The organism is Mesorhizobium sp. M0239, assembly GCF_040321815.1.
Taxonomy (GTDB): domain Bacteria; phylum Pseudomonadota; class Alphaproteobacteria; order Rhizobiales; family Rhizobiaceae; genus Mesorhizobium.
Map to the genome: position 1 here is coordinate 72,781 of NZ_JAMYSG010000031.1, position 14,198 is coordinate 86,978.

Sequence of the window (14,198 nt, forward strand, 5' to 3'; positions counted from 1 at the left end):
ATACGGCGTTCAGGCGAAGACATGCGCCTTTCCCGATACGGTCAGTCGGACGATCTCGCCGACCGCCGGCGCGTCCATGCCCGGTTTGCGCAGGACCAGCGGCGTGTTGCCGATCGCTGCCGCATCGGGCGGATCGGCATTGTTCAAGAGCCGCACCGCGACCGTGCACATCGAGCCGGCGAATTCCGATTCCGTCACTTCGCCGAACAGCATGTCCGAGGTGCCGGACATGCCCTCGCGCGACGTTCTCTTCAGCGCGATCTGCTCCGGGCGAAGCATGATGCGGGCGATGTCGCGGCTGTCATTGGTGTCGACCGCGATGCGGCCGAGCGGCGAGTTGGCGAAGCCATTCGATATCTTGGCCGGCAGGATGATGGCGTCGCCCAGGAATTCGGCGATCATCCTGTCCTTCGGCTTGAGATAGAGCTCGCGCGGCGTGCCGATTTGCGAGAACTTGCCGTCGCGCATCACCGCGACCTGGCTGGCGAAGGACAGCGCCTCGGCCTGGTCGTGCGTCACCAGGATGGTGGTGATGCCGGCGGCTTCCAGCAGCTCGGCTACCGCCTTGCGCATCGAGGCGCGCAGGCCGGTATCGAGCGCCGAGAACGGCTCGTCCAGAAGCATCAGCCTGGGCTTCATCGCCATGGCGCGGGCCAATGCCACACGCTGCTGCTGGCCGCCGGAGAGTTCGTGCGGGCGGCGTTTGAGGATCGCCTTGTCGAGCCCGACGATATAGGCGAGCTCGACGATGCGCTCAGCGCGCTTGTCCTCGCCTCGGGCCATGCCGAAGCCGATATTGTCGGCAATGGTCAGATGCGGGAACAGGGCGCCGTCCTGCGCCACCACGCCGATGCCGCGGCGATGCGCTGGTACCGCCGCGCCGCCATTGGCCAGCACCTCGCCATCGAGCGTGATGCGGCCCTGGTCCGGGGCCTCGAAGCCGGCGATCAGCCGCAGCAAGGTCGTCTTGCCGCAGCCGGACGGACCGACAATCGCCGTGCGGCTACCACTGGCGACGCTCAGGTCGACGCCGGCAAGAGCGGCCACCGGACCGTAGTGCTTGTGCAGGCCGCTGATTTCGAGAAAGCTCATCGTCCGGCCATCCGTTTCGACTGGACATAGAGCAGCCAGGTCAAGGGCAGCGACATCGCCACCATGATGAAGGCGTAAGGTGCCGCCGAGGCATAATCAATCTCACCACTGTAGGACCAGAACGCCATCGCCAGCGTGCGGGTGCCGTTGGGCGCCAGCATCTGGGTGGCGGTCAGTTCGTTCATGATGCCGAGCGCCACCAGCGCCATCCCGGCCGCGGCACCCGGCGCCGACAGGCGGATCGTCGTCGACCACAGCGCCTGCAGCGGCGGCCGGCCGAGGCTGGAAGCGGCGCGTTCGAGCTCGACCGGCGCCTGCGCGATCGACGCCCGCAGGCTGACCAGCGCGCGCGGCAGGAACATCAGCGCATAGGCCACCAGGATGGTGAACAGGGTCTGGTAGAGCGGCAGCGCGATGCGCACCGTGATGGTGACCAGCGCCAGCGCAATGACAACCCCTGGCAACGAGCCGACAATATAGTTGCAGCCCTCCAGCAGACGCTGCAACGGCCCCGGCGCGCGGATCGAGATCCAGGCCATCGGCATGGCGGCGACGGTGGCCAGCAAGGCGCCGGCGAGCGCCAGGAACAGCGTCTGGCCAAGCGCCAGGCCGATTTCGTCCAAGCGCCAGACAGCGGCGCCGCCGGCGGCAAGCCAGCCACCGATGGTGACGAACGGCACGCCGAGCGCCAAAAGCGTGGTGACGACAAGCAAGAGCAGGCTCGGGATGGTGGCGCGTCCGAGGCTCGTGCGTTGCTGATGGCGCGCCGCACCTGAGCCGACGCGGGCATAGCGCTCCTCGCCGCGCACCAGCACTTCGAGGCCGAGCAGCACGAAGCAGCAACTGACCAGCACGCCGGCCAGCATGTTGGCGGCCGGTCCGTTGAAGGTCGACTGGAACTGGTCGACGATCGCCGTGGTGAAGGTGTCGAAGCGGATGAAGACATAGAGGCCGTACTCGGCCAGCAGATGCAGGCCGACCAGCAGCGAGCCGCCGCAGATGGCGAGCCGCAATTGCGGCAGCACGACCCGCCAGAACACGCGCCGGGGTCCAAGGCCGAGTGCGGCGGCAGCGTCCTCGAGGGCGGGATCGAGACGGCGCAATGCCGCCGACACCGGCAGATACAGGAACGGGAAATAGGCGATCAAGGAAACCAGCACGCCGGCCCACAGGCCGTGCAGTCCCGGCACCATGGTGACCCAGGCATAGCTGTGCACGAAAGCCGGGATGGCAAGCGGCGCCACGCAGAGCCAGGCCCAGAGCCGGGCGCCCGGCAGGTCGCTGCGCTCGGTCAGCCAGGCCAGCGCAACCGACAGCACGATGGTGATCGGCACGGAGAGCGCGACCAGCAGGACAGTGTTGACCAGAAGCTCGCCGACACGCGGCCGGAAGACCAGCGCCGAGACGGTTTCCCAGCCGGTCTGCACCGCGATCCAGATGATGAAGGCGAGCGGCACCAGCGCCAGCAGCGCAACGAAGATGGCGGCAATGACCAGCCAAAGCGGGGCTCGGCGCCGGGCCCTTCGGCCTGTGCCCGAAGGCAGGCCCGAGCGCGCGAGATCAACCGCGGACTGCATCAGGTCAGACGCCGTGCCGCTGCCGTCCAGCGGCAGCAATTGAAAGACCGCGATCACGGTCGGGAACACAGCGTGTCGTCATCGACGAATGTCATCTCGAAAAACAAAATCACTCCCGCGGAAGGCGAATTCCCGCGGGAGCGTGGTCGGGTGTCCTTTTAGGACGAATGGCAACTAAAGCAAGCCGGCTGCCGTCATCAGGTCGGTGACCTTCTTGGAGTTCAGCGTCGTGGCGTCGACCTTTGGTGCCTGCAGATCGACGAGCGGCACCAGCTTCGGGTTGGACTCCGCACCCTTGCCGACCGGGTATTCGAAGGAATCGCCGGTCTTCAGCACGTCCTGGCCGCCCTTGCCTGTCAGCCATTTCAGGAAGGCCTGGGCTTCCTTCGGATGCTTGCTCGAGGCCAGCACACCGCCGCCGGAGATCGAGACGAACGCGCCCGGATCCTGGTTCTTGAAATAGTGCAGCTCGACATTCCCGCTGTTTTCGCCGGTCTTGGCCTGATCGCCGAAGTAGTAATAGTGATAGATCACGCCGCCTTCGATCTCGCCGGCATTGACCGCCTTCATCACCGTGCTGTTGCCCTTATAGGCGGTGAAGTTGGTTTTCATCGCCTTCAGCCAGTCGGCGGTAGCGGCTTCGCCCTTGAGCTGGAACAGGGCACTGACGATGGCCTGGAAATCGGCGCCTGACGGGGAGGCGGCCCAACGGCCCTTCCAGCTCGGATCGGCGAGGTCAAGCATCGACTTGGGCAACTGGTCGGCGGTCAGCTTGGTCTTGTTATAGGCAAAGACCGTGCTGCGCGCTGCGACGCCGACCCATTTGCCGCTGGCCGGCTGATAGTCCTGGGGAACCTGTGCCAACGTGTCGGCGTCGACCGGCGCGAACAGGCCGGCCGTCTCGACCAGCACCATGGCCGGCGAGTTTTCCGTCAGGAACACGTCGGCCGGCGAAGCAGTGCCCTCAGCGACGATCTGGTTGGAGAAGTCGCTGTCGCCGCCATTGCGCACGGTGACCTTGATGCCGGTCTCCTTGGTGAAGCCTTCGGCCCACGCCTTGGTCAGGCTTTCGTGCTGGGCGTTGTAGACAATGATGCCATCATCTTCCGCCATCGACGGGCTGGCGATCAGCATGATTGCCAGCGCGGTGGCGCCGGCGAGAGTGGAAAGAGCGTATTTCATGTCATTGTCCTAAAGTTCGGTTGGCACCGGCTCACCTACCGATACCTGACAGCCTTAGTCAACATTGGTGATCTGCTTCAATCGGCCGCTGAAGTGCAAAGGTCGGTACCGAACGGACAATTCCGCGTGATGCTCACGGCTCGGCAATGCCGCAAACTTTCGTGATTTGCCGGCAGTTTGGCTTGGACATTATTTCGCCGGCCACGTAACAAATCAGCGCCGAGACGCGAAATTCGGGGGAGTGAACTCTTGTGAGCGGCAAGGACGAGGCCGAACTTTCCCGGCTGATGCGGGCCGCGATCGCAGGAGATGAAAGGGCTTACGCCGACTTTCTGCACCGGATTGCCGCGCTGGTTCGCGGTTTTGCCAGGCGCAAGATCGTGCAGGGCGGGGTCGATCCCGAGGATGTCGTGCAGGAAACCTTGCTGGCCATTCATGTAAAACGACATACTTGGCGCCAGGATGCGCCGGTGTTGCCGTGGATCTACGCGATCGCCCGCTTCAAGCTGATCGATGCGTTCCGGCGGCGCGGACGGCGCATCGAGATCGATGTCGACGATATCGCCGAGACGTTCGCCGAGCCGGAAACCGAGACCGTCAGCGAGCGAGACATCAACCGGGCATTGGACAGCCTGTCGCCGGCACAGCGCTCCGTGGTCTCGGCCGTGTCGGTGGAAGGGCGGTCCATCGGTGAGACGGCGGCGAAGTTCGGCATCAGCGAGACGGCGGTGCGTGTGTCGCTGCATCGCGGACTTGCCGCGATAGCCAAGCGATTCGGGCAGGGGCGGTTCGGGCGGGAATGACATGAGGACGGACGATCTCATCAGGGCGCTGGACGCCGATGCAAGCAGCAAGGCGATGCCGCTGCAATCGGCCTGGTGGCTGGCCGCCGGTGCGGGGGCGGTGATCGCGGCCATCGTTTTCCTGCTGACCATCGGCCCGCGCCCAGACTTCATGGCGGCCGCGCACACGATGCGCTTCCTCTCCAAATTCGTCTTCACCATCGTGCTTGCCGTCAGCGCCTTCGCCCTGATCCGCGCCTTGTCGACGCCGGGCGCCTCGACGGGCCGGGCAATGGCCTGGATGGCCGCGGCGCCAGTGCTGGTAGCCGTGGCGGTGCTTCTGGAGCTTTTCATGGTGCCGGAGGCGCTGTGGGGTACACGGATGGTCGGCAACAACATGATGCTCTGCATGGGCTTCATCCCGCTGATCGGTATTGGCCCGCTTGCCGTCTTCCTGTGGATGCTGCGCTATGGCGCGCCGACACGGCCGGTGCTTGCCGGTGCGGTGGCGGGTCTGCTCGCCGGCGGGCTGGCGGCAACCTTCTATGCCGCGCATTGCTTCGACGACTCGCCGCTTTTCGTCGCCCCCTGGTACACGATAGCGATCGCAGCGCTCGCATTGCTCGGTGCGCTCGGCGGACGGTTCCTCATACGCTGGTAGCGTTTCGTAACGATCGCGGACCCATGCACCGATCCTTAATCATGCCGGCAATTGTTTGCCGGTTAGCGACCACGCCGGCATGCCGGACGCAACCTTTCCTTAAAATCGATCCGCCAAGGTTGATGCGAGAACATGCGTTTGCGCACGGGGGTGGCACGTATCGTGATGTGGCGAGGATTGACCAGCCGAGAATCTCTTGGGCATGCAGGGTTGGCGTTGCTCGTCGCCGGCCTGGGCGTGCTGGCGACCTCGATCCTGCTTTCGCGCCTGGACCTCGGCACCGAAGCGCTGAAGCTCTGCCTGCGGATCGCGGTGGCGGTGGCGGCGGGCGCGCTGTTCCTCGCTGCTCTGTCCGCCCGCAGGATCAGCAGGGATCGCCAACAGATCGCCGAGAGCGAACTGCGCTTCCGCCGCGCCATGGAGGATTCGGCGATCGGCATCGTGGTTGTCGGTCTCGACGGTCGCATCCGCCAGACCAATCCGGCCTTCGCCGCCATGCTTGGCTACACAAGCGAAGAGATCGAGGCGCTGACTTTCTTCCAGATCACGCATCCCGACGATCTGCAGATCGGGCGGGAGACGATGGACGATCTGAAGGCGGGCACGGTCAATTCCTTCCACTTCGAGAAGCGTTATCTCAGGAAGGACGGAACGCCCGTCTGGGCCCATCTTGCCGGCTCGGTCATTCGCGATGAAAACAGCGGCCGTCCGCTCTATCTCGTCTCGCAAATCGAGAACATCGACGCGCGCAAGCAGGCCGAGGCGCGCATTGCCGAAGCGGAAACGCGTTGGAATTTTGCTCTGGCTGGTGCCGGCCAAGGCGTCTGGGACCTCGACATGCGCAAGGGCGGCACGACCTATTCCTCGACCTGGGTCAAGATGCTGGGCTATGCGGATGGCGAGCTCGATGGCGACACCGACAGCTGGCTGACGATGATTCATCCCGACGATCGCGAGACTGTCGCCGAAGCGGATCGCGCTCATCTCGAGGGCAAGACACCGTTCTTTGAGGCCGAATTCAGGATGCGCCACAAGGATGGCCACTGGATGTGGATACTCGACCGCGGCAAGGCTATCGAACGCGACGAGGATGGACGGCTGATCAGGGCCATTGGCAGCCTGACCGACATCACCCGTCGCAAGGAGGCCGAAGAGCGCCTCACTGTGTCGGCGGCAATGCTTGCCGATGAAAAGGAGCGGCTGAGGGTGACGCTGCAATCGATCGGCGATGCCGTCATCTGCACCGATGCCGCAAACCGCATCACCTTCATGAACCCGGTCGCCGAAAAGCTGACCGGGATTGCCGGCGGCGAGGCCCTCGGCAAGGTGCTTGGCCATGTCTACTGGGCGGTCGACGAGGAGACGGGGCACAGGATTGGCGTGACCCGGCCCGTGGTTGGCGTTCAGGCGCCGGCCGACCAGAACAGCCGCGCCGTCCTTATCCGGCGCGACGACACGCGCTGCAGCATCCGTCAGGTCGTGTCGCCGATCATCAACGAACGGAACGAATTCTGCGGGCTGGTCATCGTCTTCCAGGACTTTACCGATGCGCGCGCGCTGCAGCGCCAACTGGCGCACGCCGCGGCACACGATGCGCTGACCGGCCTTGCCAATCGCTCGAGCTTCATCCGCGCCATGGAGGGCCTAGTCGGCCAGGCGCGCAAGGACGGCACCGCCGACACGACAAAGTCGACCGGCGACACGACAAAGTCGGCCGGAGCCAGCGGACATCAGTTCATGTTCATCGATCTCGACCACTTCAAACTGGTCAACGACACGGGCGGCCACGCGGCGGGAGACGCGCTGCTGAAGCGGGTTGCCGTGGCGATTCGCGGCGTGCTTGGTCCAGACGATATCGTCGCTCGCCTCGGCGGCGACGAATTCGCGGTCATTCTGAAATCGGGTTCAGCAGCCGGCGCCAAGATCGCGGCGCGCTCCATCATCGATGCGATCGGCGGCCTGGATTTCACCTGGGACGGCCGTCCTCACGTGATCGGCGCCAGCATCGGATTGGCTGCGATCAATGCCAATTGCGGCGAGGTCGACGAGATCATCGCGAGAGCCGATGCGGCCTGCTATGCGGCCAAGGCGGCCGGCCGTGGCTGTGTCTCCGTGGCGCCCGACGCACGGATCGTGGATGGCCGGACAGAGCCGCTGGCCGCGGCCTCCTGATCGAGCCTGTCACCGCCGAAAGGCTTGCCCCTGATTTGCGCCGACGATGCGCTCAGCGCGTCGGAACGGGATGCTCGCCGCGATAATCGTAAAAACCGCGCCCGGTTTTGCGGCCGAGCCAGCCGGCCTCGACATATTTCACCAGCAGCGGGCAAGGACGGTACTTCGAGTCCGACAGGCCGTCATGCAGCACCTGCATGATCGACAGGCAGGTATCGAGCCCGATGAAATCGGCCAGCTGCAGCGGCCCCATCGGATGGTTGGCGCCGAGCCGCATGGCGGTGTCGATGGCGTCGACCGAGCCGACACCCTCATAGAGGGTGTAGATCGCCTCGTTGATCATCGGCAGCAGGATGCGGTTGACGATGAAGGCCGGAAAATCCTCCGAGACCGTAATCGTCTTGTCGAGTTGCTTCACATAGGTCTTTGCCGCCTCGAAGGTCTGGTCCTCGGTGGCGATGCCGCGCACCAGTTCGACCAGCTTCATCAGCGGCACCGGGTTCATGAAATGTATGCCGATGAACCGCTCCGGCCGGTCGGTCTGCGCGGCAAGCCGCGTGATCGAGATCGACGAGGTGTTGGTCGCCAGGATGGCTTCGGGATTGAGCTGCGGACAGAGCTGGGCGTAGATCTTGCGCTTGACCGTCTCGTCCTCGGTCGCCGCTTCGATCACCAGATCCGCGCCGGCAAGATCGGCCATCGCGGGCGCGGCCGAAATGCGGCCCATCGCGTCGTTGCGCACCTTCTCGTCGAGCTTGCCGGACCCCACCTGGCGGGCCATGTTGCCGCTGATTGTGGCGATGCCTTTCTCGATGCGGTCGGGCGAAATATCATAGATCAGCACCTTGTAGCCCGAAAGCGCGGAGACATGGGCGATGCCGCCGCCCATCTGGCCCGCGCCGATGATGCCGATCGTCTCGATCTTGCTCATTACACCGATCCCGTCCTGAGCCCTTCCGCTTGAACTGCGAAAGCGCTCCACCTTTTTATTTTACCGCAATTCCCTAGGGAAAGCGCTACGCGCTTTTCCCGGGAAAACCGCTGCGCACTTTTGCTGGATTGCTTTTCGCCTTTGCGGCCTGCTTTTTGTGCGGTGCAAACTAAAAGGGCGGGGCGACTTCGTCTACCCCACCCTCACCATTTAATACCTTTGGCAGAAAGCGTCAAAGCGCCTTTTGCAGCTCCGGCAGAATGACGAAGAGATCGCCGACGAGGCCGTAGTCGGCAACCTGGAAAATCGGCGCCTCCTCGTCCTTGTTGATGGCGACGATGACCTTCGAATCCTTCATGCCGGCGAGATGCTGGATGGCGCCGGAGATGCCGACCGCGATGTAAAGATCGGGGGCAACCACCTTGCCGGTCTGGCCGACCTGCCAGTCGTTCGGCGCATAGCCGGCATCGACCGCGGCGCGGGAGGCGCCGACGGCTGCACCGAGCTTGTCGGCGACCGGCAGGATGACCTCCTGGAACTTCTCCGCCGAACCCAGCGCACGACCACCCGAGATGATGATCTTGGCCGAGGTCAGCTCCGGACGGTCGGTCTCGGAAAGCTTGTTCTCGACGAAGGTGGAGAGGCCGGGATTGGCCGCGGCCTTGACGGTCTCGACCGCCGCCGAGCCGCCCTCGGGGGCTGCCTGGAACGAGGCTGTGCGAACCGTGATCACCTTCTTGGCGTCGCTCGACTGCACCGTCTGGATAGCGTTGCCGGCATAGATCGGGCGCTTGAAGGTGTCGGCCGATACGACTTCGATGATCTCGGACACCTGCGCGACATCGAGGAGCGCAGCCACGCGCGGCGCGACATTCTTGCCCGACGAGGTCGCCGGCGCGATGATGGTGTCGTAAGCGCCCGCCAGCGACACAACCAGTGCTGCCGTCGGCTCGGCGAGGCGCTCGGCGAGTTCGTCGGCTTCGGCCAGCAGCACCTTGCTCACGCCCTTGAGCTTGGCGGCAGCGTCCGCTGCCGGCTTGGCGCCCTTGCCGGCAACCAGCACATGCACGTCCGAGCCGATCTGCAGGGCGGCCGACAGCGCCTTGGCGGTCTGGTCGGAAAGCGTTGCGTTGTCGTGTTCTGCGATGAGGAGAATAGCCATTTTTCTTGTTCCTTTCCCGATCGCTTACAGCACGCCGGCTTCGTTCTTGAGCTTGTCGACCAGCTCAGCGACGCTCTTGACCTTGACGCCTGCCTTGCGGCCACTCGGCTCCTCGGTCTTGATGACCTTCAGCCGCGGCTTGACGTCGGCGCCGTAGTCGGCTGGGGTCTTTTCGTCGAGCTGCTTCTTCTTGGCCTTCATGATGTTGGGCAAGGAGGCATAGCGCGGCTGGTTGAGGCGAAGGTCGGCGGTGACGATCACCGGCATCTTCAGTTCCACGGTCTGCAGGCCGCCATCGACTTCGCGCGTCACCTTGGCCTTGTCGCCGTCGAGCACGATCTTGGAAGCGAAGGTGCCCTGCGCCCAGCCAAGCAGTGCCGCCAGCATCTGGCCGGTCTGGTTCGAGTCGTCGTCGATCGCCTGCTTGCCGAGAATGACGAGGCCGGGCTGCTCGGCGTCGACGACGCCCTTCAGCACCTTGGCGACGCCGAGCGGCTCGGTTTGTTCATCGGTCTTGACCAGAATGGCGCGGTCGGCGCCCATGGCGAGCGCGGTGCGCAGTGTTTCCTGCGCCTGCTGCGGGCCGATCGAGACGACGATGATTTCTTCCGCCTTGCCGGCTTCCTTCAGCCGGATTGCTTCTTCCACCGCGATTTCGTCAAACGGGTTCATCGCCATCTTGACGTTGGCGAGCTCCACCGCCGAACCATCAGCCTTCACGCGAACCTTGACGTTCGCATCCACAACCCGCTTCACGGGTACAAGGATCTTCATTTGCCTGTCACCTCTTCACGCTAGTTGGGCGCGCTATAACAGCCTGCGCCCTTTCTGAGTTGTCGAAAGCCGACATTCCTGACTGAATTTTGGCCGGATGGAATTCTGGCCGGATGGAAATTCTGGTCTTTGCCCGCCTTAGGTTGCGGCGGTGACGTTTCCGTAGTTGCGGCAACCCTGCACGTCAATACGCTGCAAGCCGCTCAAATCGGTTCAGTCCGAACTGGAAGCGTTTCCTCGCCCCCAGCGCGGTGTCGCGGCGGGCGGGTCGGGGATCAGCGGTTCCGTGGCAACCGGCGGTTGGTCGGGAGCGGTGGGCGCGACGTCCTCGTCGGCGCCGGCAAACAGCGGCACGCCGCGGCTGCGCAAGACAAGCACAAGAACAGCTCCGGCGATGATGCCGCCGATATGGCAGGCCCAGGAGATCTGATCCTCGCCACCGGCGGCAAACATCACCACCTGGAACAGCACCCACAGGATGAGCGGGATGAAGGCCGGAATCCGCAGCGGGATGCGGGCAAAGGCCAGCACCCAGACCTTCACCCTGGGATAAAGGATCAGATAGGCGACGACCACCCCGGCGATGGCGCCGGAGGCACCGATCAGCGGCACTTGCGAATCCCAGGCGACGAGGCCCTGGAAAGCGGCGCCGGCGATCGCGCACAACAGGTAGAAGATGAGGTAGCGGATGTGGCCGAGCGCATCCTCGACATTGTCGCCGAACACCCACAGGAACAGCATGTTGCCGCCGAGATGGAAGATGTCTGCATGCAGGAAGGAATAGGTGAGATAGCTCAGGCTTTCGGGGATGACGATGAAACGGGGATCGAGCTCGGCGGTGTCATGGACGACCGACGGGATGAAGCCGAGACCAAGCACGGCGGCATTGGAGAAACTCTCGCCGCCGAGCGCGGTGGCAAGGTAGACCAGGGCATTGACCACGATCAGCCCGATGGTCACATATTGCAGGCGGATGTGCCGCAGCCTGTTGGTGTCGTAAAGCGGGATGAACATTGCCCCAGGCCCTCTTCCGCTTTCGACAATCAGCGGTTCTTGCCGGGAACCCATAGCACGTCGGCGTTTCCGTTGTCATTGACCGCCCGGGCGGCGACAAACAGGAAATCCGAGACGCGGTTGATGTATTTCAGTCCGTCGCGGTTGACGTGCTCGTTCGGGTCCTGGGCAAGGGCCACGATCAGCCTTTCGGCCCGCCGCGCCACGGTGCGGGCAAGGTGAAGTGCCGCCGCTGCCGGCGTGCCGCCATTGAGCACGAAGGATTTGAGCGGCTGAAGCTCCTTGTTGAGAAGGTCGATGTCCTTCTCGACCCGGTCGGTCTGCACGGCGACGATGCGAAGCGGCTCGTAGCCGAGTGGCTTGCCGTCGTCGGGCACGGCGAGATCGGCGCCGAGATCGAACAGATCGTTCTGGATGCGGGAAAGCATGGCATCGATCGCGGGATGGGTCGCGGCCGTGTGGACCCGGGCGATGCCGATGCAGGCATTGGCCTCGTCGACGGTGCCGTAAGCGTCTACCCGCAGGTCGGATTTCAGCCGCCTTTCGCCGGTGCCGAGACCCGTGGTGCCATCATCGCCGGTGCGGGTGTAGATCTTGTTGAGCTTGACCATTTCGCCTCCCCGGCTGCCGATATCCTCACTTGCGGGTGAAATACACCGCAAGCAGGATCAGCACCAGCGCCACGGCCTGCAGCATGACGCGTGCCTGCATCAGCTTGTTCGAGGTGACGCCGGAACCGCCGCGCATCATGTTGATGAGGCCACGAACAAGCACGACCGCAACGGCGACCATGACCAGAATGGCGAGAATGTTGAAGACGGTTGCCATTGTTGCGTTCCAGTTGTTTGGCGTTCAGGCGCGTTTGGCCATCAGGCGGTAGAGCATCGATGCCGGCAGGATGCGTTTGAGCACCGCACCGATCCTGGCCGGCACTGTTACCACATAGTGCGGGCGCGGGCGCCGCGACAGAAGTGCATGGCGCAGCGCCGCATGAACGACTTCCGGCCCTGGCTTCAAGGCCGATTGGCTGCCGCCGGCCCGCAACCGCTCGAGTTGCGCCGCATAGTCCACGCGGTGCACGGAATTTTCGTGGTCGATGCTGCTGAGAAACCAAATGAGGCCATTGCTGGCGATCTTCGACTTCACCGGCCCCGGCTCGATCAGCGAAACGTGGACGCCGCTGCCGGCCAGTTCCTGGCGCTGGCAGAGCATCAAGGCCTCCAGTGCATGCTTCGACGCGGAATAGGCGCCGCGGAAGCGCACCGGCACCAGGCCAAGGATCGACGAGCAGTGGACGATGCGGCCCTGACCCTGGCGGCGCATCACCGGCACCAGTCGGCGGGTCAAATCATGCCAGCCGAAGAAATTCGCCTCGAACTGCTGCTTGAGCGCCGCAACGGGCAGATCCTCGACGGCGCCCGGCTGCGCATAGGCGCCGTTGTTGAACAGGGCGTCGAGCCGGCCGCCGGTGCGGTCGAGCACCGCCGTCACCAGCGCGGCGATGGAGTCCGGCTCGCAATAATCGAGATAGAAGGCCTCGATGCCGTCGGCTTCGAGTGCGGCGATGTCCTGCGGCTTGCGCGCCGTTGCGAACACCCGCCAGCCTTCCACCTTCAACGCGCGGGCGCAGTACGCGCCTATTCCCGAAGACGCACCGGTGATGATAATCGAGCGCACCTTCTGCGCCGGACTGTTCGTGGTTTCGCCAAGGGTTGCCATTTGCCGCAATCCCTTCCCATATTCCCGGCGTGGAGACAATTGGAGGGCGCGGTTCTTGTTGCGGAAGATCGTAGCCCTCAAGCGGGTTCTCTACGACGCGCTTGGCCATTTCAACACCGATGACGGCTGGGCCATGGCCAGCCATCTGGCGATCACATCGCTGATGGCGCTGTTCCCGTTCCTGATCTTCGCGACGACGCTGGCGAGCTTCCTGGGTGCGCAGGCGTTCTCCGACACGGCCGTGCATCTGGTCTTCGACACCTGGCCCGAACAGATCGCCAAGCCGATCGCGCGCGAAGTGCTCAATGTGCTGACCGTCAGACGCACCGACCTTTTGACCTATGGTGTGGTGCTTGCGGCCTATTTTGCGTCGAACGGCATCGAGGCGCTGCGCACGTCGCTCAACCGCGCCTATCGCGTTTCGGAAACGCGCGGCATCATCTACCGCCGGGTGCAGAGCATCATCTTCGTTCTCATCGCCACGGCCGGTTTCCTGGCGATCAGCGTGCTCCTGGTGTTCGCGCCGCTGCTGGCGCGGCTCGCCGAAGCCCATATCGACTGGATCAAGCCCTATATGGGCACCATCACCCTGTGGCGTTACGTCATCGCTTCGGCGGTCATCGTCGGCGGATTGTTTGCCGTGCATTTCTGGCTGCCGGCGGGCAAGCGCCGCTTCGTCTCGCTGGTGCCGGGCATCGTCTTCACGCTGGCGGCATGGCTTATCGGTTCGACCATCTTCGCCACCTATCTCGACCACTTCTCGTCCTACGTGACGACCTATGCCGGCCTGGCCTCGATCATGATCGCCGTGGTCTTCCTCTACATGGTGTCGGCGATCTTCATCCTCGGCGGCGAGCTCAATGCCGCGATCAGTCGCTATCTGGAGGCGCGTGCGCGGGTGGGATGACAGGTCGAATTGGGGAACTGGAATGGGAGAATTGAGGAATGGGAGAATTGAAGAATTGAAGAATTGACGTAGCACCCAGCGCCAGATGGCCCCCATCTGCCTCAATGCCTCAATGCCTCAATGCCTCAATGCCTCAATGCCTCAATGCCTCAATGCCTCAATGCCTCAAAACCACAGATCGTCACCTGTCTAGAATACACTTATACGATGGCAAGAGACGGAACG

The 14,198-nt window shown here is 63.8% G+C and carries 14 protein-coding genes; 4 read left to right on the forward strand and 10 right to left on the reverse strand.

What is annotated here, in order from left to right:
- Nucleotides 1-9 precede the first annotated feature (9 nt).
- The 3 genes from NKI99_RS27250 to NKI99_RS27260 form a co-directional block, all read right to left on the reverse strand.
- Nucleotides 10-1,092 carry an ABC transporter ATP-binding protein gene (locus NKI99_RS27250; protein WP_128304644.1) on the reverse strand — a complete coding sequence of 361 codons (1,083 nt, stop codon included), beginning with the start codon at nucleotides 1,090-1,092 and terminating at the stop codon, nucleotides 10-12.
- The gene (locus tag NKI99_RS27255) at nucleotides 1,089-2,669 is read right to left on the reverse strand and encodes an ABC transporter permease (protein ID WP_352612780.1); all 1,581 of its coding nucleotides are present in this window, start codon (nucleotides 2,667-2,669) and stop codon (nucleotides 1,089-1,091) included. Before NKI99_RS27255 ends, NKI99_RS27250 begins: the two co-directional genes overlap by 4 nt.
- Nucleotides 2,670-2,843: 174 nt before the next feature.
- Nucleotides 2,844-3,851, reverse strand: a complete 1,008-nt coding sequence (locus NKI99_RS27260; protein ID WP_352612770.1) for an iron ABC transporter substrate-binding protein — start codon at nucleotides 3,849-3,851, stop codon at nucleotides 2,844-2,846.
- 251 nt (nucleotides 3,852-4,102) lie between these two features.
- Here NKI99_RS27260 and NKI99_RS27265 point away from each other — a divergent pair, with 251 nt between their 5' ends.
- The 3 genes from NKI99_RS27265 (at nucleotide 4,103) to NKI99_RS27275 (ending at nucleotide 7,466) form a co-directional block, all read left to right on the forward strand.
- On the forward strand, nucleotides 4,103-4,654 hold the full coding sequence (locus NKI99_RS27265; RefSeq protein WP_127379999.1) for a sigma-70 family RNA polymerase sigma factor: 552 nt from the start codon (nucleotides 4,103-4,105) through the stop codon (nucleotides 4,652-4,654).
- 1 nt (nucleotide 4,655) lies between these two features.
- A complete protein-coding gene (locus NKI99_RS27270) occupies nucleotides 4,656-5,294 on the forward strand; it encodes an NrsF family protein (RefSeq protein ID WP_352612772.1) in 639 nt (212 codons plus the stop codon).
- Between the two features lie 210 nt (nucleotides 5,295-5,504).
- Nucleotides 5,505-7,466 carry a PAS domain S-box protein gene (locus NKI99_RS27275; protein ID WP_352612774.1) on the forward strand — a complete coding sequence of 654 codons (1,962 nt, stop codon included), beginning with the start codon at nucleotides 5,505-5,507 and terminating at the stop codon, nucleotides 7,464-7,466.
- Between the two features lie 52 nt (nucleotides 7,467-7,518).
- Here NKI99_RS27275 and NKI99_RS27280 read toward each other — a convergent pair whose 3' ends face one another.
- The 7 genes from NKI99_RS27280 to NKI99_RS27310 form a co-directional block, all read right to left on the reverse strand.
- Entirely contained in the window at nucleotides 7,519-8,397 is an 879-nt protein-coding gene (locus tag NKI99_RS27280; RefSeq protein ID WP_013529423.1) for a 3-hydroxybutyryl-CoA dehydrogenase, read from the reverse strand.
- A gap of 232 nt (nucleotides 8,398-8,629) precedes the next feature.
- Nucleotides 8,630-9,559 carry an electron transfer flavoprotein subunit alpha/FixB family protein gene (locus NKI99_RS27285; protein ID WP_128304638.1) on the reverse strand — a complete coding sequence of 310 codons (930 nt, stop codon included), beginning with the start codon at nucleotides 9,557-9,559 and terminating at the stop codon, nucleotides 8,630-8,632.
- Nucleotides 9,560-9,583: 24 nt separating this feature from the next.
- The gene (locus tag NKI99_RS27290; protein WP_027038146.1) at nucleotides 9,584-10,333 is read right to left on the reverse strand and encodes an electron transfer flavoprotein subunit beta/FixA family protein; all 750 of its coding nucleotides are present in this window, start codon (nucleotides 10,331-10,333) and stop codon (nucleotides 9,584-9,586) included.
- A 213-nt stretch (nucleotides 10,334-10,546) separates the two neighbouring features.
- Nucleotides 10,547-11,347 carry a rhomboid family intramembrane serine protease gene (locus tag NKI99_RS27295; RefSeq protein ID WP_023811131.1) on the reverse strand — a complete coding sequence of 267 codons (801 nt, stop codon included), beginning with the start codon at nucleotides 11,345-11,347 and terminating at the stop codon, nucleotides 10,547-10,549.
- A gap of 29 nt (nucleotides 11,348-11,376) precedes the next feature.
- Nucleotides 11,377-11,958 (reverse strand): cob(I)yrinic acid a,c-diamide adenosyltransferase, encoded by a 582-nt coding sequence (locus NKI99_RS27300; RefSeq protein WP_023811132.1) that lies wholly within the window; start codon nucleotides 11,956-11,958, stop codon nucleotides 11,377-11,379.
- A 25-nt stretch (nucleotides 11,959-11,983) separates the two neighbouring features.
- The gene (locus NKI99_RS27305) at nucleotides 11,984-12,175 is read right to left on the reverse strand and encodes a twin transmembrane helix small protein (protein ID WP_013529428.1); all 192 of its coding nucleotides are present in this window, start codon (nucleotides 12,173-12,175) and stop codon (nucleotides 11,984-11,986) included.
- Between the two features lie 24 nt (nucleotides 12,176-12,199).
- Nucleotides 12,200-13,066 (reverse strand): SDR family oxidoreductase, encoded by an 867-nt coding sequence (locus tag NKI99_RS27310; protein WP_352612776.1) that lies wholly within the window; start codon nucleotides 13,064-13,066, stop codon nucleotides 12,200-12,202.
- 55 nt (nucleotides 13,067-13,121) lie between these two features.
- Here NKI99_RS27310 and NKI99_RS27315 point away from each other — a divergent pair, with 55 nt between their 5' ends.
- A complete protein-coding gene (locus NKI99_RS27315) occupies nucleotides 13,122-13,973 on the forward strand; it encodes a YihY/virulence factor BrkB family protein (RefSeq protein ID WP_013529430.1) in 852 nt (283 codons plus the stop codon).
- Nucleotides 13,974-14,198 lie beyond the last annotated feature (225 nt).

Excerpts from the sequence above, each read along its gene's own strand:
- NKI99_RS27290 (WP_027038146.1), bottom strand. The coding sequence starts at position 10,333 with ATGAAGATCCTTGTACCCGTGAAGCGGGTTGTGGATGCGAACGTCAAG.
- NKI99_RS27260 (WP_352612770.1), bottom strand. The coding sequence starts at position 3,851 with ATGAAATACGCTCTTTCCACTCTCGCCGGCGCCACCGCGCTGGCAATC.
- NKI99_RS27295 (WP_023811131.1), bottom strand. The coding sequence starts at position 11,347 with ATGTTCATCCCGCTTTACGACACCAACAGGCTGCGGCACATCCGCCTG.
- NKI99_RS27305 (WP_013529428.1), bottom strand. The coding sequence starts at position 12,175 with ATGGCAACCGTCTTCAACATTCTCGCCATTCTGGTCATGGTCGCCGTT.
- NKI99_RS27255 (WP_352612780.1), bottom strand. The coding sequence starts at position 2,669 with ATGCAGTCCGCGGTTGATCTCGCGCGCTCGGGCCTGCCTTCGGGCACA.
- NKI99_RS27285 (WP_128304638.1), bottom strand. The coding sequence starts at position 9,559 with ATGGCTATTCTCCTCATCGCAGAACACGACAACGCAACGCTTTCCGAC.
- NKI99_RS27300 (WP_023811132.1), bottom strand. The coding sequence starts at position 11,958 with ATGGTCAAGCTCAACAAGATCTACACCCGCACCGGCGATGATGGCACC.
- NKI99_RS27310 (WP_352612776.1), bottom strand. The coding sequence starts at position 13,066 with ATGGCAACCCTTGGCGAAACCACGAACAGTCCGGCGCAGAAGGTGCGC.
- NKI99_RS27280 (WP_013529423.1), bottom strand. The coding sequence starts at position 8,397 with ATGAGCAAGATCGAGACGATCGGCATCATCGGCGCGGGCCAGATGGGC.
- NKI99_RS27250 (WP_128304644.1), bottom strand. The coding sequence starts at position 1,092 with ATGAGCTTTCTCGAAATCAGCGGCCTGCACAAGCACTACGGTCCGGTG.
- NKI99_RS27270 (WP_352612772.1), top strand. The coding sequence starts at position 4,656 with ATGAGGACGGACGATCTCATCAGGGCGCTGGACGCCGATGCAAGCAGC.